Raw genomic sequence first — 17,865 nt, 5'->3', positions numbered from 1 at the left:
TCAGGCCCTTTTTTGCATCAAACCCATGGATCGCGTCAGATGAACCGCATTTTCTCGGGCGTTCAGCCCACCGGTAACCTGCATCTCGGCAATTATCTCGGGGCGATCCGCAACTGGGTGCAGCTGCAGCGCGACTACAACTCGATCTTCTGCGTCGTCGACATGCATGCGATCACCATGCCGCCGCACGATCCGGCGGATTTGCGCCGGGCCACCCGCGAGGTCGCGGCCGGCATGATCGCTTCCGGGATCGACCCGGAGGAATGCATCATCTTCAACCAGTCCGCCGTCCCGGCCCATGCCGAGCTGACCTGGATCTTCAACTGCGTCGCCCGCATGGGCTGGCTGAACCGGATGACCCAGTTCAAGGAGAAGGCCGGCAAGAACCGGGAGAACGCGACGGTCGGTCTCTACGATTACCCGATCCTGATGGCCGCCGACGTGCTGGTCTACAAGGGCACCCATGTGCCGGTCGGCGACGACCAGAAGCAGCATCTGGAGCTGATGCGCGATATCGCGCAGGCTTTCAACAGCATGTATGGCGTCGATTTCTTTCCGCTGCCGGAGCCGATGATCTTCGGCGAGGCGACCCGGGTGATGAGCCTGCGCGACGGCACCAAGAAGATGAGCAAGTCCGATGTCTCGGAATATTCGCGCATCAACATGACCGACGAGGCGGACGAGATCGCCCAGAAGGTCCGCAAGGCCAAGACAGACCCGCTGCCGATCCCGGAGACGGCGGCGGAGATGGCCGACCGGCCGGAAGCCCGCAACCTGATCTCGATCTATGCGGCGCTGTCGGATGCCGATACGGATGCGGTGCTGGCGGAGTTTGCGGGCAAGGGCTTCGGGGATTTCAAGAAGGCCTTCGCCGAGCTGGCGGTGGAAACCCTCGGGCCGATCGGCTCCGAGATGAAACGGCTGACCGAGGACACCACGGCGGTGGATGCGGTTCTGAAGAAAGGCGCCGAACGGGCCCGGGAAATTGCCGAGCCGGTGGTGCGCGACGCCAAGGAAATCGTCGGCTTTCTCAGGCCGTAACCGGCTCGACCCCGTAGGGAGCGAAGACTTCCACGGAGTCCCGCAGACCGCGGATCGGGTGGCGTCCCAGGGGTTTGACCGGCAGCGTTACCATGTCGGCGATGCGGGCCGAGGTGACGATCGGATAGCCGAGTTGCTTGCCGAGACCCTGCAGCCGGCTGGCCAGATTGACCGCCGGCCCGATGACGGTGAAGTCGAGCCGGGTCGGGCTGCCGATATTGCCATAGCTGACATCACCGACATGCAGGCCCAGCGCGTGTTCGATTTCCGGCTTGCCGTGTTTTTTGCGCAGGGCATTGCGCCCCCGCAGGAGCGTTTGCGCTTCGATAGCCGCTTTCAGCGCCGGATCGGCATCGCCGGCGGCGCTGGTTGACCCCAGCGGGAAGATGGCGAGCAGACCGTCGCCGATGAATTTCAGGATCTCGCCGCCGCGTTCCTCGATCGGCTGGGACATGATTTCGAAATAATCGTTGAGCAGCTCGATGATATCGGGGCCGGGAAGGGTATCCGATGCGGTGGTGAAGCCGCGCACGTCGGCATAGAGGATCGCCGCGCGGATGGTTTCGCTGGTGCCGCGCCGGATCGCACCTTGCAGGACGCGGCGGCCGGTATCGTGGCCGAGATAGACCTGCAGCAGTTCCTCGGTCAGTTTCTGCCGCTCCAGGATCTCGATCCTGAGCGCCAGCACCGGCAGAAGCCCGTCCAGGATGCTGAGCTGCGCCGTGGTGAAGCCGTCCGGGACATCGGTGGTCCAGGTCACGAAATTGATTTCGCCGTCGCTGAATTTCAGCGGCATGGCCACATAGTCGGTCGCACCCTGCGCCTTCAGATCGATCAGGACGGGATAGTCCAGCGGGATTGCCGGATCGTCGAGCCGGCGGCGGATCGCCCCGGCGCCGTTGAAGATGACGGGCAGCGGGCTGGTCTTGAAGCTTTCCGTCTCCTCGATGCCGTGCAGCACCATCAGTTCTTCCGGATCGCGCAGGGTCTTGCGCCAGATCACGGTGCGGCCGCTCGCCTGCGGGTGCAGCGTCCGGATGAAGCATGACGCGCGCTGCAGCGGCATGCCCTGGGAGACCAGCAGAGTGCAGAGATCGCGCATCAGCGTGCGCATGGAAAGGATGCCGCCGGAATGCTCCAGAAGCCAGCGGTCGGGCGCCAGCGCCAGATCCTCTTCCGTCAGGGACCGGTCTGTCGGCAGGGGTTCGACCTGCTCGGCCCCGCGATGGGTGATCCGGATATGCGGCCGTTGCGGATCTTCCGGAAAATGCTGCGCCAGTGTCGTTCTCCGTCGTTTTGTTGGACAGGCTTTGGCCGGCGCTCGCTGTGGAAAGACTGTCTTTCCTGTTCCCGAAACGCAGTTTGATGATAAGGCAGTCAGCCCGCCGCAAAAAGCGGGCTTGAAATCCACGCTCGCAAGGTCACTCTATATAGGACTAATTTGGTGCCCGACGGAACCGGGCAGTCAGGCCCATGACGGCACCGCCGCCCGGCAGAGAAGGCGTCGGCCGGAAGTGCGGCCTCTCAAGGAGAGAACGGAATGTTTATTCAGACTGAAGAAACGCCAAATCCGGCGACCCTCAAGTTCCTTCCCGGACAGGATGTCATGGGTGCCGGAACCGCGGAGTATCGCTCCGAGGGAGAGGCCGCCGGCAAGTCGCCGCTCGCCGAACGTCTGTTCGATGTCGACGGCGTGACCGGCGTGTTCTTCGGCAGCGATTTCGTCACGGTGACAAAGCGTGACGACAAGGAATGGTATCTGATGAAGCCGGCTGTGCTCGGCGTCGTCATGGAGCATTTCACGGCGGGCCGGCCGGTGGTCACCGAGAGTTCCGATTCAGGCCATGCCAGCGATGGCGAGGACAGCGAGGTTGTCTCCCAGATCAAGGAGCTGCTGGATACGCGGGTGCGCCCGGCCGTTGCCATGGATGGCGGCGATATCGTGTTCGAGAGTTTCGATGAAGGCGTGGTGACGCTCTTCATGCGCGGCGCCTGTGCCGGTTGCCCGAGTTCGACGGCGACCTTGAAGATGGGCATCGAGAACATGCTGCGTCACTACATCCCGGAAGTGCGTGAGGTCCGCGCCTCGGCCATGTAGCAAATGGCTGCCATGCGGTAAACGCAGTCGCGTCGGCAAACGGATGCAGTTATCTAAAATGCCGTTCACTGACTGCAGAATGCGTCGTGGCGCTCCCTTTCAATAACGTTATTTGTGATAATGCCGCCATTATACGCGACAGCCCTTGTCGGCTGCATGATCCTGTTGGCCGGTCAGGTCCACGGATCTTTCGAATATAACCAGCCTGAGCCGGCCAGCTTCTCTGTCGAGCTGCCGCAGGCCAAGAGTGTGTCTGCGCGCGCAGACACACCACTGGACGTTGCCAGGGCGGACGATTTCGAAGTGGTGCTGCAAGAGACCGGGTTCGACCTGAATGATATCCGGCGCGGGTCCGATCAGGTGCCAACCGTCTACCTCGCGAGCCTGCCGGGCGATCTTGGCAGTCTTGATGAGATCAAACGCAAGAAACAGCTGTTCTTTTCCGCGGTCCTGCCGCTTGTCCTGCGCGCCAACGATCAGGTGGCGCGCGAGCGCGTGAAGCTGGTCCGGTTCAGGGACCGGGCTCTTGACGGTGCCCTGCTGCGCCCGGATGAACGCAACTGGCTCCTCGCCCTCGCCGATCGCTATGGTCTGGACACCGCCGACGGCGATATAGGTCCCGACCTTTTCGCCAAACTCCTGATCAGGGTCGATGAAATCCCGGTATCCCTCGCCCTTGCGCAGGCGGCCGTGGAAAGCGGCTGGGGCTCTTCCCGCTTTGCCCGTCACGGCAATGCCCTGTTCGGGCAACGGGCCTGGACGGAAAAGGCGGGCATCACTCCCAAAGAGCGGGCCAGTGGCGAGACGCATGTGGTGCGCAAGTATGACACCCTGCTGGGGTCGGTTGCGTCCTATGTCCACAACCTGAACAGCCATCCGAGCTATAGGGATTTCCGGCTGCGCCGCGCCTCGTTGCGGACGGCGGGCAGGGACCTGGATGGCCGGCTGCTGGCCGGTGGATTGCTGTCCTATGCCGAAATCGGACAGGCCTATGTCGACATGCTGCGCCGTGTGATCGACAAGAACCGGCTTGGCGATTTCGAGGGGGCCGCCCTCGAACGCCCGGTCACGACCGCATCCAGATCGAGCTGAGACACGGAGTGCGTAGTCCGAGGGCTACTTCGGCACGACGAACTGCGTGCCGAACCAGCGCCACCTGTTGTCCGGACCTGGCATGGTGCAGTTGATGCGTGAGCGGCCCGGCGGGAAGGCCTGCTTCAACCGGACCTCGACCCGTTGTTCAAGATATTCAAGATGCGTCTCGCCCTCGCTCGAGGCGAAGCAGGACAGGCTGCCGGGATCGCCGATCGAACTGTCCAGGGTAAAGCCGAAGGCCGGCGGGTTCTCGACCAGCAAGGTGTCTTTCGGCAAGACGTCCGAGACCGGCAGCGGCAGGGCATTGGCGACCAGGCGGAACCGGTCGATCCCGCCATAGCGCTCGTTCAGGGCGAAGCGCGGCAGGGTGAACCGGTCCATGCCGGCATAGGCGACGCCGGAATGCTGGCCGAAGGCCGCGGTAAATCCCGCATCCGCGACCGATTTGCGGACCATCAGGCTGTATTCGCCATAGGGATAGGCGAAGATCGCCGGCTTCTCTTTCAGCTCCTCGACAAAGCGCTGGTTCGAGTCCGCCAGTTCGCGGTCCAGTGCCTGCCGGTCCAGCGTGGTCATGTGCGGGTGCGACTGGGTCTGGCTGCCGATCGTCACGCCGCCATCTTTCAGCTCCCGGATCTGGTCCCAGCTCATGTAGCCCTGGACCTTGCGGTCGATCACGCCGGTGGCGACGAACAGGGTAAAAGGCAGGCCCGCGGCTTTCAGTCGCGGCCAGGCATGCTCGTAGACGGAGAGATAGGCGTCGTCGACGGTGATCGCGATGGTGTGGTCGGCAAGCGGCTTGCCTGCCTTCAGCGCCTCGATGATTTCCGGCAGCGGAAGGACCTTGTACCGCTCCTTCTTCAGCTCCTCGATATGCTCTTCGAACTGGGCAATACGGATGCTGGTGGACGGGTAATCATTTTCCCCGAACCGGTGGTACATGGTCACGACGGCGCCGGATATCTCCTGAGCGGCCGCGGGTCTGTCCGTGCTGCCGGCCAGGCAGGCAATGAGTGTTAGGGCGGCCGTGACGGCTGTCCGGATCATTCTTGGCATGGAAGCTCCACTACGGAACGCGCGGTGAAAATGCATGCAGTACGGCATAAAAGCTATATTCCTTTGCTCTCGTCCGCCAACGTGGTTTACAGGCAGCGATGCGACTGGAAAAGTTGCATTTTCAGGCCGCGCTGTCACTCTAACATACGCTATTTGCGGCGGAAATTAAGATGCTCTCTGCGTCCGGGACAATTCTTGGCATCGATTCAAGCACCGGTGCCTGCTCGATCGCGCTCTGCCGCGGGGGGGCGGTGCTGGCACATTTCCGCGAGGATATGGCGCGCGGCCAGTCCGAGCGGCTGGCCCCGATGGCGGAAGCCGGTCTGGCTGCGGCCGGGCTGAATTTCCAGGATCTCGATGCCATCGCCGTAACCCGCGGCCCGGGGTCCTTCACCGGGCTTCGCATTGGCATGGCCTTCGCCAAGGGGCTGGGTCAGGCGCTCGGGATTCCGGTTCTCGGGGTGACCGGATTTGACGCCGTCGCCCGGGCGGCGCTGGCGATTGACGGTGCCGCCGGCCACGGCGTCGCCGTGGTTCTGGAAAGCCGGCGGGCGGATTTGTTCCTGCAGATATTCACCGCCGACGGGGTTCCGGACGGTCCTGCCACCGCCCTTCCGGCCGGGGATATTGCCGTGCTGCTCCGCCAGGCGGCAATGCCGGCCCCGCTGTTGCTGGCGGGCGATGCCGCGGACACGGTGATGGCAGTGTTCGCCGACGCCGATACGGCGATTGTGCGCAGCCCGGTCTCCGCGCCCGATGCCCGCGAGGTGGCCCTGATCGGCCTGGAGATGGGTGCGGGTCCCGACCTGCCGCCGCCACAACCGCTGTATCTGCGCGCGCCGGATGTGACGGCCCCGAGGACTGCATGACGGAGCCGGCCGGTTACAGGCTTGTCTCGGGTATTGCGGCGCATCTCGATGATGCGGCGGCCCTGCATGGCGCCATTTTCGACAAGCCCTGGTCCCGGGAGGCGCTCGAGGACCTGCTGCTGATGTCCGGTACCGACGGCGCCGCCATCATGTCCGAGGCGGACGGGTCGGCATTTGCCGGATTTATCCTGTTTCAATGTGTTGGCGATTTTGCCGAAGTTTTGACCCTCGCGGTTTCACCGGATCACCGGCGCAGGGGGGTGGGCCGGTATCTCATGCGGCAGGCGTTCCGGCGCGCCCGCGATGCCGGTGCCGAGAGATTGATGCTCGAGGTGCAGGACGGCAATCTGTCCGCGATCCGGCTCTATGAAAGTCTTGGCATGACGGCCTTCGACCGGCGGCGCAGTTATTACAAAGCAGCCGACGGCAGCCATGCCGATGCCATCGTGATGCAGCTATCTTTCGATATCTGAAGTACCGAGGGGGTGCGGGTCACGACAAAATCTGGAAATCCTCCGGATTCATGCGGTTTTCGTCTGCAACCAGTTTGTCATATGAGTGTGTGAAAACTGTCATGGGTCAGTCGGTATAAGCGCGTATCGGGCGGGTTCTTGGGGCCCTATCCGGCGCGCGTTTCGCTATACTGTCCTAGCATTTCTTCTTTCGGCGGGATGATGCGTACCTATATCCAGGGAACGAAGGCGCCGCGATGGCGGCGTAGTCGGCTCCGAATGCCTGCGACCCAGAAAACAGGGATGCAACATATTATGGGATTCTCGATTCCGACACGGACGGCACTTTCCGAAACACTGCCGGTTTCAATCCCGGCGGCCGAGCATCTGGCGGGCCAGGCGCTTGTCTCCGGGCCGCTCGAAGTGAAGATTGCGACAAGCGAGGAAGACATCCACGCGGCAAAGCGGCTGCGGTATCAGGTCTTCTACGAGGAAATGGGTGCGGTCCCCTCTCCTGCCGCGCGGGCGAGCCGTCTGGACGAAGATGCGTTCGACGATGTCGCCGACCACCTCTTGGTGCTGGATCACAGCCGGGGTTCCGGGCCCGAGGCCGTGGTCGGCACTTACCGCCTGATCCGCCGGGCCGGCGCCATGGCGGCCGGCGGTTTCTATACCGCCGATGAATTCGATATCTCCAAGCTTGTGGCGCAGTCCGGCGAAATCCTTGAGCTCGGTCGCTCCTGCACGGCGAACGGCTATCGCACCCGGCCGACCATGCAGCTGCTCTGGAAGGGCATTGCCGCTTACGTCTTCCAGAACGATATTGCCCTGATGTTCGGCTGCGCCAGCCTGCCGGGCAACGACGCGGCGGCGCTCCGGACCCAGCTCGGCTACCTGCATCATCACCATCTGGCGCCGGAGCGGATCCGCGCCACCGCGCTCCCGCAGCGCTATACCGAGATGAATCTGGTCCCGGCCGAGGAGATCGACGCGCGCCGCGCCGCCGCCGCGCTGCCGCCCCTGATCAAGGGCTATCTGCGGCTTGGCGGTTATGTCGGGCATGGCGCGGTGGTCGACCACCAGTTCAACACCACCGATGTCTGTGTCATCGTCGAGACCAGCAATGTCTCCGACAAATACTACAAGCACTATGAGCGCGAGGCGCGCGGGGTTGTTATCCAATGAGCGTCGCCGGTGCCCTTGAGGAACTGAACGAAGAGGATGCCTTCGCCGATTTCGGAATGCTCGGGACCTGGGACCGCGGTGCGGAACCGGTGGAAGCGGACGGTATGGTCGCGCCTTCCCGGACTCTGCTCTGGCGCAGGCTCGCCCTCTACGGCGCGCTGACGGTCTGTCTGCTGCCGTTGCAGATGCTGGCCTTGGCGGTGCGCGCGCCGCTGGCTGTCAGCCTGCCCCTGTTCTATCACGGCCTGTGTGCCCGCCTGCTCGGTTTCAGGGTCCGGGTCCGTGGCACGCCGCTGCGCACGGGGGCAGTGCTCTATGCCAGCAATCATGCGTCCTATTTCGACATTGTCGTGCTTGGCAGCCTTCTGCGGGCAAGCTTCATTGCCAAGAGCGAGGTCCGGACCTGGCCGGGTTTCGGTCTGCTGGCGATCCTGCAGCGTACGGTCTTTGTCGAACGGCTCCGGGGGCGCTCGAAAGCGCATGCGAACGACATTGCCGACCGCCTTTCGTCGGGTGACAGGCTGATTCTCTTCCCCGAGGGCACCAGCAATGACGGCAACCGGACGCTGCCCTTCAAAAGTTCCATGTTTGCCGCCGTCAAGCCGGCACAGAAGGAAGCGGCGCCCGATGCCGGCATCCGCATTCAGCCGGTTTCAGTCACCTACACAAGGCTGAACGGCATGCCGATGGGGCGCGGTCTCAGACCGTTCTATGCCTGGTATGGCGATATGGATCTGGTGCCGCATCTTCTGGGCGCGCTGGCGCTTGGGCGGGTCGATGTCGAGGTGGAGTTCCACGCGCCCGTGGATCCGGCCGATCACCGCAACCGCAAGGAATTGGCCGTGCATTGCCAGCAGATCGTCGCCGACGGTGTCTCGCGGGCGCTCGCAGGCCGCGGTGACGCCGCATCCTGACGCCGGATCGTCTCGCACCTTTCCGCATATCGGGCCGGTTACGCCGCTTGACTGGACGCCTCCCGGTGTTAGCATTTCCCTGATGAACAGAAACGCATGCTGGAATTTCAGTTGCACTCGGCGTATTGCTCCCGCCGTATCCCTGAAATTCGACCCGTCGAGCGACGGTGAGGTGCGGCGCGCGTGAGCAAGAAACTTTATATCAAGACCTATGGCTGCCAGATGAATGTCTACGACAGTGATCGTATGACGGACAGTCTGGTGTCTCTCGGCTACGAGCCGGTTACCACACCGGACGATGTCGACATGGTGATCCTGAACACCTGCCACATCCGGGAGAAGGCGACGGAGAAGGTTTTCTCCGAACTCGGCAGGATCCGGCTGGAAAAGGACGCGCGCGCGGCAGACGGACGGCCACTGCTGATCGCGGTCGCCGGCTGCGTTGCCCAGGCCGAGGGTGAGGAAATCATCAAGCGGGCGCCTTATGTCGATCTCGTCTTCGGGCCGCAAACCTACCATCGGCTGCCGGAGCTGGTCCGCGAGGCGGAACAGAAGGCTGCCGACAGGCGATCGACGTCCGGCCGGCGCGGCACCCGTGGCGCCGGGGTTGTGGACACGGAATTTCCGCCGGAAAGCAAGTTCGACCACCTGCCGGAAGAACGGCACAGCAATTCAGCGGCAGCATTCCTCAGCATCCAGGAAGGCTGCGACAAGTTCTGCAGCTTCTGCGTGGTGCCCTATACCCGCGGCGCGGAATTCTCCCGGCCGGCGGACCAGGTGCTCGCCGAGGCGCGCCGCCTCGTGGCGGCCGGAACGGTGGAAATCACCCTGCTTGGCCAGAACGTGAATGCCTATCACGGCGCCGCGAATGGCGGCGAATGGGGGCTCGGCCGGCTGATCCGCGCGCTGGCCGACATCGATGGGCTGGAGCGTATCCGCTACACCACCTCGCATCCGAAGGATGTGGATGACGAGCTGATTGCGGTGCATCGCGACGTGCCGCAACTGATGCCCTATCTGCATCTCCCGGTGCAGTCCGGCTCGGACAGCGTTTTGCGCCAGATGAACCGGAAGCACGATGCCGATTTCTATCGCCGCATTGTCGACCGGCTGCGCGACGCCCGCCCGGACCTTGCCCTGTCGTCGGATTTCATTGTCGGCCATCCCGGCGAGAGCGACGCGGATTTTGCCGACACGCTCAGACTTGTCACAGATGTCGGATATGCTCAGGCCTATTCGTTCAAATACAGTCCCCGCCCGGGCACGCCGGCGGCCGGGACGGATCTGCAGATCGATGAGGCCGTGAAGTCAGACCGTCTGGAAACCCTGCAACAGCTGCTGAACGCGCAGCAACTTTCTTTCAATGTGGCGAGTGTCGGCGCGGTTCAGCCGGTGCTTGTCGAGCGCAAGGGTCAAAAAGAGGGTCAACTTGTCGGCCGCGGACCCCATATGCAGGCGGTGCACTTTGCCGGACCGGACCGGCTGATCGGTGGGATCGCCGATGTCCGGATCGAACAGGGATACGCAAACTCTCTATCGGGTACCGTGGTGACCGGCGAATGGGCCGGCAATGCGGGCCCGGCAACACTTACTCCGGACCGGGAAAGGGCGCTTGCTTGAGCATCATCGAAGAGGCCACCGAAGTCATCCATCTGGAATTCGCCGATCATGATCTGGTTCCGGCTCTGCTCGGCGAGCATGACCAGAATCTGGCGCGGATCGAACAGAAGCTTCCGGTTTCGCTTTCCTGCTTCGGAAACAAGGTCACTGTCGAAGGTGAAAAGGACGCGGTGGTCACGGCGCAATCGGCGCTGACCTCGCTCTACCGCCGGCTGGAAGGCGATATCAAGGCGGGCAAGAAACTCAATCCCCTCGATCTCGGAACGGTCGACGCGGCGGTGAAATGGGCTCAGAGCACGGGGGATGCCGCAAACGGCGACAGCGGCGGGTTCAATGACCGCTCCGCCTTCGTGCCGACCTGGAAGCGGGCAATCCAGCCGCGCTCGCCGAACCAGCACCGTTATATCCAGGCATTGTCGAAAGACGAGCTTGTGCTTGGTTTGGGCCCGGCCGGGACCGGAAAGACCTATCTGGCCGTTGCCATGGCCGTCTCCATGCTGATGGAGCGCAAGGTCGAGCGCCTGATCCTGTCGCGCCCTGCCGTCGAAGCGGGCGAGCGGCTCGGCTTCCTGCCCGGCGACATGAAAGACAAGGTCGACCCCTATCTCCGCCCGCTCTATGACGCGCTGTACGACATGATGCCCGGCGATCAGGTTGAGCGGCGGCTCGCGGACGGCGAGATCGAGGTGGCGCCGCTTGCCTTCATGCGCGGCCGGACGCTTGCCAATTCCTACATCATTCTGGACGAGGCGCAGAACACCACACCGACCCAGATGAAAATGTTCCTGACCCGGCTCGGCGAAAATTCGCGGATGGCGATCACAGGCGATCCGACGCAAATCGATTTGCCTTTCGGGGCAAAATCCGGTCTGACGGACGCGATGAGCGTGCTGCACCGCATTGCCGGAGTCAGTGTCATCGAATTCACGGCCAGGGACGTTGTGCGTCACCCACTGGTCACGAAAATCGTCAATGCCTACAATGACCGTGAATCGATCCGTCTCAATGACGGGTCCACCTGAGAAAACTGAGGAGAGCTTGCGCGTGCCCGACGAACCGGAGCCAAGTACGAGCAGTCGTAGCGAAATGGCGGAGCAGGATCCGCAGGAAGAGCCAGAGCAATCTGACTCTATTTTTGACATAGATGTGGCCGTCTCCGATCCTGCCTGGAAGACGGCGCTGCCTGACGTGGAGCGCATCTGTGTCGAGAGTGCCCTTGCGGTGGTCGGAGCGGCGACGCGGCCGACCGAACTCAGCATCGTGCTCGGATCTGACGCAGAGATCCGCGTTCTCAATCGTGACTATCGCAGCAAGGACAAGGCAACCAACGTGTTGTCCTTTCCATCGGGGCTGTCCCCGGAAATTTCCGGAACCGATATGCTCGGCGATGTGATTCTGGCCTTCGAAACGGTCTCTGCCGAAGCCGTCCGTGACAGCAAGACGCTGGAGTCCCATCTTCGGCACCTGGTGGTACATGGCGTTCTGCATCTGCTCGGATACGATCACGAGACGGATGACGACGCTGTGGAGATGGAGCGGCGCGAGATCGAGATACTTGCTGGCTTCGGAATCGCCGACCCGTACAGGCCCATCCTGGAGTCGGTGCAATGAATTCAGGTTCGGAGAGTAGACCGGTGACGGCTGATTTTGTTGGCGTTTCTGATGGTGACGATTTCGATCCGGATGGACGCCGGGAGCCGTCCTGGGGCCGGTTCCGGCAGTTTTTCAAGGCGCTGAAGCTGAAGCGCAACGGCGGTGCCTCCGCGCGCGATGCCCTGGAAGAGCTGATCGAGGACGACGGCAATGGAGCGGTGGACGAGGAACTCGCCATTGATCCGCATGAGCGGGCGCTGATCCGCAATATCCTCGGTCTCCGCGATATCACGGCAGAGGATGTCATGGTACCGCGTGCGGACATCACCGGGGTTGCGGTCGATTCCAGCCTGGATGCGCTTGTCGCCGACATGGTGAAGGATTCCCACAGCCGGGTGCCGGTCTATCGCGAGACGCTCGACGATGTGGTCGGCATGATTCACATCAAGGATGTGCTGGAGCATGTTCATGCCGGAAAGGATGTGCCGCTCAGCTCCCTGCTGCGCGAGGTCCTGTTCGTTTCGCCGTCGATAAGGGCGATGGATCTGTTGCAGGAAATGCGCCTCACCCGGCGTCATCTCGCGCTCGTTGTTGACGAGTTCGGCGGGGTTGACGGGCTGATCACCATTGAAGATCTGGTGGAGGAAATCGTCGGCGATATCGTCGACGAGCACGATGTCGAGGAAGGCCCGAAGATCGCCATGGTCGGGCCGGATACCGCCGTCGCCGATGCCCGTGCCGAAATCGAGGAATTCGAGGCGTTGTTCGGCAGTGTTCTTGACGAAGAAGAGCGCGAGGAGATCGATACTCTCGGCGGCCTGATTTTCTCGCTGGCCGGGCGGGTGGCGGCGCGCGGCGAGTTGCTGACTCATCCGGCAGGTATTGAATTTGAGGTGCTTGAGGGCGATTCACGCCGGATCAAGCGCGTTCGAATCCGGCGCGTGCCGACGAATGCCCCGCTTTCGGAGGCCAATCCGTGACCGCAAGGGCGTCCGCTGCCCGGTCGGGGGCGGTCGCCCGCACAATCGTCAACCGCCTCGCAGGATTGACCGGCTTTCGTCATGTCATCGCGATGGTTCTGGCAGGGGCATTCACGGCGCTGGCCCTGCCGCCTGTTGATGCTGTCCCGGCCCTGTTTGCATTTGCCTTCTTGCTGCTGTCACTGGACCGCCGCCGGACGCTGTTGGGCGGTTTTGTCACCGGCTGGGCATTTGCCTTCGGCTATCACGTCGCCGGTCTCTACTGGATATCGAACGCGCTGCTGGTCGACGGTGACCGGTTCGCCTGGGCCGTGCCGTTTGCCGCGGCTGGTCTCCCCGCCGTTCTCGGACTCTTTGCCGGGTTGGCGGGGTTGTTCTATGTCTGGCTCCGGCCCGGCGGGTGGACCAGGGCACCCGCGCTCGCGGGGCTCTGGACCCTGTCCGAGTTGCTGCGGGGCACTGTTGCGACCGGATTTCCCTGGAACCTGCCGGCCTCGGCCTGGTCCTTTTCCGATGCCCTGCTGCAGCCACTGGCCCTGATCGGCGCCTATGGCTATGGCTTCTTCGTCGTGCTCTTTGCGCTGGCGCCGCTCATGCTGTTGCGACGCACCGGAAGACCGGAGCGCGGGCTCGGCGTTGTCTGCTTGCTTCTGCCGGTGATTTTCGCCGGGTATGGCATCCTGCGGCTTGCCGGCGCACCGGACCTCGATACCGCCCAACCGATCGTTCGCATCGTCCAGGGCAATGTCGCGCAGACGGAAAAATGGAAGCCGGACCTGCTGCAGGCGCATCTGGCCAAATATGCCACGCTGACGCGAACGCCGCTGGCCAATACCAGGCCGTCCGGGGTAGACGACCTTGCGCCGCCGCAACTCGTCGTCTGGCCGGAAACAGCGGTTCCCTATGCGCTGAACAGAGAGCCTCGACTGGCTGCTTTCCTGGGGTCCCTGCTCTCCCCGGGCGGGCTGCTGATGACCGGGGTGCCCTTGCGGGAGACCGTGCCCGGAAACCCGGCGAAAACCCGAAGTTTCAATGCGGTTGTCGCCCTTGACGCGCGTGGCCGGATCGCTGCCAGGATTCACAAGTTTCACCTGGTTCCGTTCGGCGAATATGTCCCGCTCAGTCAATGGTTGCCTGTCGGGACGATTGCGCAGACGGGCAGTGGCTTCACGGCAGGGCCCGGTCCGGTCAGTTTTTCCTTCCCAGGTTTGCCGCGCATAGGTGCCCTGATCTGTTACGAGATCATTTTTCCCGGCGCGGTTACAGAGGCCGGAGGGCCACGTCCGGGACTTCTGGTAAATGTGACGAATGATGCCTGGTTTGGTGTCAGTTCAGGGCCTTATCAGCATCTGGTTGCGGCCAGGATGCGGGCGATCGAGGAAGGCCTGCCGGTTTTGCGGGCCGCGAATACCGGGATTTCAGCGGTGATCGATGCCCATGGACGCGTTCTCGCGTCCCTGCCGCTGGGGCGCACGGGGACGATCGACAGCCCGCTGCCTGCGCCGGTAACAAATAAAACACTTTATGCGCGTGGCGGGAATTTCGCGGCGATATTGCTTGCGGTTGTGGCGCTGGCTGCAGGGTTCTTGTCCCGCCGGAAATAGGCGACTTTTTTCTTTTTTTCGCCAAGGCTTTTATATTGACTGCATACGTTTGTATGGGTAACTGATTTCAGCGCAATTTGAGACTATTGGTTTGTATTATGGAGCAGCCATCAGGCAAACGTCGTCCTGGAGGCCGGATGGCGAGCCTTGGAAAGCCAAATCCGGTTGATGTTCATGTCGGGTCGCGTGTCCGCATGCGACGGACGCTTCTCGGAATCAGCCAGGAAAAACTCGGCCAGGCGCTCGGACTGACATTTCAGCAGGTGCAGAAGTACGAACGCGGAGCGAACCGTATCGGTGCGAGCCGACTCTATGATCTCAGCCGCATTCTTGAAGTACCGGTGAATTTCTTCTTTGAGGAGATGGCGCAAGAAGTTCAGGAGCAGTCGCCGGGGCGTCTTTTTGAAAAAGAACAGGACCCGGACGCCTATCAGCTTCCCGACGATCCGATGAACCGACGTGAAACCCTCGAACTTGTGCGCGCCTACTACAGGATCGCCGATCCGGAGGCCCGCCGCCGCCTGTTCGATCTGATGCGCTCAATCGCCAATGCCTTCGACGGTGAGGAGTCGGAATAGCGCCACGCGCTTTCCACTTGACCGCGAATCCCAAAACCGGCAGGAAGTCCTACCTCTCGGTGCCTTCAACAGATCCACCGAAAAGAGATTCATGTCGGGCAGCTTCGAATTGAAGCGGGGCGTTCACGGGTACGCCTTTGCGCAGGCATGAGTGGAACTCATATTCTAGGAGAGCCCCCGTTGACTCAGTCCGACTACGAATTCACCAGCGAATCCGTCTCTGAAGGCCATCCGGACAAAGTCTGTGACCGGATTTCCGACACGGTCGTCGACATGTTCCTTGCCGCAGATCCAATGAGCCGTGTTGCCTGCGAAACACTGGCGACGACCGACAAGGTCGTTCTTGCCGGTGAGGTGCGGGGCCCCGCATCCGTCACCAAGGACGCGATCATCGAATCCGCCCGCGAAGCAATCAAGGATATCGGCTACGACCAGGATGGCTTCAGCTGGCGAACGGCCGATATCGAGGTTCTCCTGCACGAGCAGTCGACCGATATTTCGGTCGGCGTCGATGCGGCAGGTAACAAGGATGAGGGCGCGGGCGACCAGGGCATCATGTTCGGTTTCGCCTGCCGGGAGACCGAAGCGCTGATGCCGGCGCCGATCCATTTCTCGCATCAGATCCTGAAATCCATGGCAGATGCACGGAAGTCCGGCACGGAAAAGGGCTTCGGCCCGGATTCCAAGAGCCAGGTGACCCTGCAATATGCCAATGGAAAGCCGGTTCGGGCGACCTCGGTTGTGGTTTCGACCCAGCATGACGCAGATCTCGAGCAGGGCGAAATCCGCGAGATGGTGCGCCGTCACGTGGAAAACATCCTGCCGCAAGGCTGGATGTGCCCGGAGGACCATTTCTATGTCAATCCGACGGGCCGATTCGTGATCGGCGGTCCGGTCGGCGATGCCGGCCTCACCGGCCGCAAGATCATCGTCGATACCTACGGCGGTGCCGCCCCCCATGGTGGCGGTGCATTCTCTGGCAAGGACCCGACCAAGGTGGACCGCTCGGCTGCCTATGCGGCCCGCTGGGTAGCGAAAAACGTTGTGGCGGCCGGCCTTGCCGATCGCTGTACGATCCAGGTCTCCTATGCAATCGGTGTCTCGCATCCGCTGTCGGTGTATTTCGACACCTACGGGACCGGCCGGGTCGACGAGGCGAAGCTCGCATCCGTGATCCGGGAAATGGTTGATCTGTCGCCCCGGGGCATTCGCGAGCGTCTGGCGCTGAGCAACCCGATCTATCGTCCGACTGCGGCCTATGGCCATTTCGGACGCGAGGACGGCGCGCCGGGTTACTTTACCTGGGAACAGCTTGACCTGGTGGACGAGCTCAAGAGCGCGTTCGCCTGAGGCCTTCAAAAGCGGGACCAGACCGTGTCCACGGGCAAGGAAAATTCAAACACCATCGTACAGCGCGACCGCGTCTTCTATGGCAGAAGGCGCGGTCGCCGCTTGCGCGCCGGCATGGAGGGGTTGCTTGACGAGCGCCTGCCGGAGCTTGCCGTCACGCTGCCGTCTGAACCGGGCGCGGTTCTGGAGCCGGCATCGCTTTTTCCGGACGGCACGAAAGAGGTCTGGCTGGAGATCGGTTTCGGCGGCGGAGAACATCTGGCGGGCCAGGCTGCCGCACATCCGGATGTCGGCTTCATCGGTTCGGAACCCTTCATGAACGGTGTCGCCAGCCTGATCCGGCATTGCGAGGATGAAGCGCTTTGCAACGTGCGGATCTATCCGGATGACGTGCGCGACATGCTGCCTCTGCTGCCGGATGCGTCGCTGGCACGGATTACCGTGCTCTTCGCCGATCCCTGGCCGAAGAAACGCCACCATTCCCGCCGCATCATCCAGCATGAATCCATCGCCGAATTTCACCGGCTGATTGCGCCCGGCGGCGAACTGCGACTGGCGACCGACGACATGCGCTACTTGCGCTGGATGCTGGCGCGGGCGACTGCGCATTGCGGGTTCCGCTGGCGGGCCCGGGGTCCCTCGGACTGGCGGGTGCGGCCTGAAGACTGGCCGGAGACGCGTTACGAAGCGAAGGCACGTGATCAGGGGCGCCAACCGGCCTTCCTGCGCTTTGAACGTCTTGAAGCGTCTGATTGAGCGAATCTTCTTGAAGCGGGCGCACATTTCGCTATAGTGCGGCTTCCATTACAAGACCCAATCGGTAAAGCTGATAGGGTGGGCCAACGGCCCACTTTTTTTTTGTCCTTTCCTGGGATGGGTTCCCGGTTCAAGCCGGGGCAAGGCACTAGAGGACGCGTGTGACGCAGCAACTGAACGAGAAGATCGCCGCGATGATCGGCCCGTCAATTGAGTCGATGGGGTACGATCTCGTGCGGGTGATGTTCACCGGCGGGAAGAACGCGCTGCTGCAGATCATGGCGGAGCGGTTGGATCGGGGCCAGATGACGGTGGAGGACTGCGCGAGCATCAGCCGGGCGATCTCCCTCATTATTGATGTCGAGGATCCGATTTCCGGGGAGTATAATCTGGAAGTCAGCTCTCCCGGCATCGACCGGCCGTTGGTCCGCCCGGAAGATTACGATCGGTTCGCCGGCTTTGAAGCGAAGATCGAGCTTGAGGTCGCGGTGAATGGACAAAAGCGGTTCCGGGGCGAAGTGCGCGGGGCCGAGAACGGTGATACCGTTGTGATCGACAAGGGTGGGGAGCGCATCAGCTTCCCGTTCGCGTCGATCCGGACGGCTAAATTGGTTTTGACCGATGATTTGATCGCCGCCGCTGAACGCGGCGAAATCTGAGTTCGGTTTCGGAAA

General features: G+C 62.4%; 18 protein-coding genes. 16 read left to right on the top strand and 2 right to left on the bottom strand.

Features of this window, described 5'->3' with window-relative positions:
* The first annotated feature begins 39 nt into the window (after positions 1 to 39).
* Positions 40 to 1,041 carry a tryptophan--tRNA ligase gene (gene trpS, locus RH950_RS16525; RefSeq protein WP_350058734.1) on the top strand — a complete coding sequence of 334 codons (1,002 nt, stop codon included), beginning with the start codon at positions 40 to 42 and terminating at the stop codon, positions 1,039 to 1,041.
* On the opposite strand, the gene RH950_RS16520 is transcribed toward trpS, so the two are convergent.
* Positions 1,031 to 2,452: an adenylate/guanylate cyclase domain-containing protein gene (locus RH950_RS16520; RefSeq protein WP_350058732.1), complete on the bottom strand. Its 1,422-nt coding sequence runs from the start codon at positions 2,450 to 2,452 to the stop codon at positions 1,031 to 1,033. The two genes, trpS and RH950_RS16520, sit on opposite strands and share 11 nt — an antisense overlap.
* 129 nt (positions 2,453 to 2,581) lie before the next feature.
* On the opposite strand from RH950_RS16520, the gene RH950_RS16515 reads away from it, so the two are divergent.
* Together RH950_RS16515 and RH950_RS16510 are read left to right on the top strand one after the other, a co-directional pair.
* On the top strand, positions 2,582 to 3,139 hold the full coding sequence (locus RH950_RS16515; protein ID WP_350058730.1) for a NifU family protein: 558 nt from the start codon (positions 2,582 to 2,584) through the stop codon (positions 3,137 to 3,139).
* A 120-nt stretch (positions 3,140 to 3,259) separates the two neighbouring features.
* Positions 3,260 to 4,231 carry a glucosaminidase domain-containing protein gene (locus tag RH950_RS16510; RefSeq protein ID WP_350058729.1) on the top strand — a complete coding sequence of 324 codons (972 nt, stop codon included), beginning with the start codon at positions 3,260 to 3,262 and terminating at the stop codon, positions 4,229 to 4,231.
* Positions 4,232 to 4,255: 24 nt separating this feature from the next.
* Here the strand turns inward: RH950_RS16510 and RH950_RS16505 are convergent, their stop codons facing one another.
* Positions 4,256 to 5,290, bottom strand: a complete 1,035-nt coding sequence (locus RH950_RS16505) for a polysaccharide deacetylase family protein (RefSeq protein WP_350058727.1) — start codon at positions 5,288 to 5,290, stop codon at positions 4,256 to 4,258.
* Positions 5,291 to 5,460: 170 nt separating this feature from the next.
* Between RH950_RS16505 and tsaB the strand changes: the two genes are divergently transcribed.
* The 13 genes from tsaB to rimP all read left to right on the top strand — a co-directional run bounded on the left by tsaB (position 5,461) and on the right by rimP (position 17,850).
* Positions 5,461 to 6,159 (top strand): tRNA (adenosine(37)-N6)-threonylcarbamoyltransferase complex dimerization subunit type 1 TsaB, encoded by a 699-nt coding sequence (gene tsaB, locus RH950_RS16500; protein ID WP_350058725.1) that lies wholly within the window; start codon positions 5,461 to 5,463, stop codon positions 6,157 to 6,159.
* The gene (gene rimI / locus RH950_RS16495) at positions 6,156 to 6,632 is read left to right on the top strand and encodes a ribosomal protein S18-alanine N-acetyltransferase (protein WP_350058723.1); all 477 of its coding nucleotides are present in this window, start codon (positions 6,156 to 6,158) and stop codon (positions 6,630 to 6,632) included. The genes tsaB and rimI overlap by 4 nt, the downstream gene beginning before the upstream one ends.
* A 294-nt stretch (positions 6,633 to 6,926) precedes the next feature.
* On the top strand, positions 6,927 to 7,796 hold the full coding sequence (locus RH950_RS16490) for a GNAT family N-acetyltransferase (protein WP_350058721.1): 870 nt from the start codon (positions 6,927 to 6,929) through the stop codon (positions 7,794 to 7,796).
* Positions 7,793 to 8,710: a lysophospholipid acyltransferase family protein gene (locus RH950_RS16485; protein WP_350058719.1), complete on the top strand. Its 918-nt coding sequence runs from the start codon at positions 7,793 to 7,795 to the stop codon at positions 8,708 to 8,710. The genes RH950_RS16490 and RH950_RS16485 overlap by 4 nt, the downstream gene beginning before the upstream one ends.
* Before the next feature lie 183 nt (positions 8,711 to 8,893).
* Positions 8,894 to 10,330: a tRNA (N6-isopentenyl adenosine(37)-C2)-methylthiotransferase MiaB gene (miaB, locus tag RH950_RS16480; protein WP_350058717.1), complete on the top strand. Its 1,437-nt coding sequence runs from the start codon at positions 8,894 to 8,896 to the stop codon at positions 10,328 to 10,330.
* Positions 10,327 to 11,352 carry a PhoH family protein gene (locus RH950_RS16475; protein ID WP_350058715.1) on the top strand — a complete coding sequence of 342 codons (1,026 nt, stop codon included), beginning with the start codon at positions 10,327 to 10,329 and terminating at the stop codon, positions 11,350 to 11,352. The genes miaB and RH950_RS16475 overlap by 4 nt, the downstream gene beginning before the upstream one ends.
* Positions 11,353 to 11,416: 64 nt before the next feature.
* Entirely contained in the window at positions 11,417 to 11,941 is a 525-nt protein-coding gene (gene ybeY / locus RH950_RS16470) for an rRNA maturation RNase YbeY (RefSeq protein WP_350059166.1), read from the top strand.
* 23 nt (positions 11,942 to 11,964) lie between these two features.
* Entirely contained in the window at positions 11,965 to 12,903 is a 939-nt protein-coding gene (locus tag RH950_RS16465) for a hemolysin family protein (RefSeq protein ID WP_350058713.1), read from the top strand.
* Entirely contained in the window at positions 12,900 to 14,507 is a 1,608-nt protein-coding gene (gene lnt, locus RH950_RS16460) for an apolipoprotein N-acyltransferase (protein ID WP_350058711.1), read from the top strand. The genes RH950_RS16465 and lnt overlap by 4 nt, the downstream gene beginning before the upstream one ends.
* Positions 14,508 to 14,644: 137 nt before the next feature.
* Positions 14,645 to 15,085, top strand: a complete 441-nt coding sequence (locus RH950_RS16455; protein WP_350058709.1) for a helix-turn-helix domain-containing protein — start codon at positions 14,645 to 14,647, stop codon at positions 15,083 to 15,085.
* A gap of 180 nt (positions 15,086 to 15,265) precedes the next feature.
* Positions 15,266 to 16,435: a methionine adenosyltransferase gene (gene metK / locus RH950_RS16450; RefSeq protein ID WP_350058707.1), complete on the top strand. Its 1,170-nt coding sequence runs from the start codon at positions 15,266 to 15,268 to the stop codon at positions 16,433 to 16,435.
* A 24-nt stretch (positions 16,436 to 16,459) separates the two neighbouring features.
* Positions 16,460 to 17,191 (top strand): tRNA (guanine(46)-N(7))-methyltransferase TrmB, encoded by a 732-nt coding sequence (trmB, locus tag RH950_RS16445; RefSeq protein ID WP_350058705.1) that lies wholly within the window; start codon positions 16,460 to 16,462, stop codon positions 17,189 to 17,191.
* 161 nt (positions 17,192 to 17,352) lie between these two features.
* Positions 17,353 to 17,850, top strand: a complete 498-nt coding sequence (gene rimP / locus RH950_RS16440) for a ribosome maturation factor RimP (RefSeq protein ID WP_350058703.1) — start codon at positions 17,353 to 17,355, stop codon at positions 17,848 to 17,850.
* The last annotated feature ends 15 nt before the right edge of the window (positions 17,851 to 17,865 follow it).

This window comes from Nisaea sp. (assembly GCF_040217065.1).
Classification (GTDB): domain Bacteria; phylum Pseudomonadota; class Alphaproteobacteria; order Thalassobaculales; family Thalassobaculaceae; genus Nisaea.
Note: the sequence above shows the minus strand (reverse complement) of the source record. Positions and strands in the feature narration are given on the sequence as shown.

Coding starts and splice junctions, on each gene's coding strand:
- trpS (WP_350058734.1), top strand. CDS start 40: ATGAACCGCATTTTCTCGGGCGTTCAGCCCACCGGTAACCTGCATCTC.
- RH950_RS16515 (WP_350058730.1), top strand. CDS start 2,582: ATGTTTATTCAGACTGAAGAAACGCCAAATCCGGCGACCCTCAAGTTC.
- RH950_RS16510 (WP_350058729.1), top strand. CDS start 3,260: ATGCCGCCATTATACGCGACAGCCCTTGTCGGCTGCATGATCCTGTTG.
- RH950_RS16505 (WP_350058727.1), bottom strand. CDS start 5,290: ATGCCAAGAATGATCCGGACAGCCGTCACGGCCGCCCTAACACTCATT.
- tsaB (WP_350058725.1), top strand. CDS start 5,461: ATGCTCTCTGCGTCCGGGACAATTCTTGGCATCGATTCAAGCACCGGT.
- rimI (WP_350058723.1), top strand. CDS start 6,156: ATGACGGAGCCGGCCGGTTACAGGCTTGTCTCGGGTATTGCGGCGCAT.
- RH950_RS16490 (WP_350058721.1), top strand. CDS start 6,927: ATGGGATTCTCGATTCCGACACGGACGGCACTTTCCGAAACACTGCCG.
- RH950_RS16485 (WP_350058719.1), top strand. CDS start 7,793: ATGAGCGTCGCCGGTGCCCTTGAGGAACTGAACGAAGAGGATGCCTTC.
- ybeY (WP_350059166.1), top strand. CDS start 11,417: ATGGCGGAGCAGGATCCGCAGGAAGAGCCAGAGCAATCTGACTCTATT.
- RH950_RS16455 (WP_350058709.1), top strand. CDS start 14,645: ATGGCGAGCCTTGGAAAGCCAAATCCGGTTGATGTTCATGTCGGGTCG.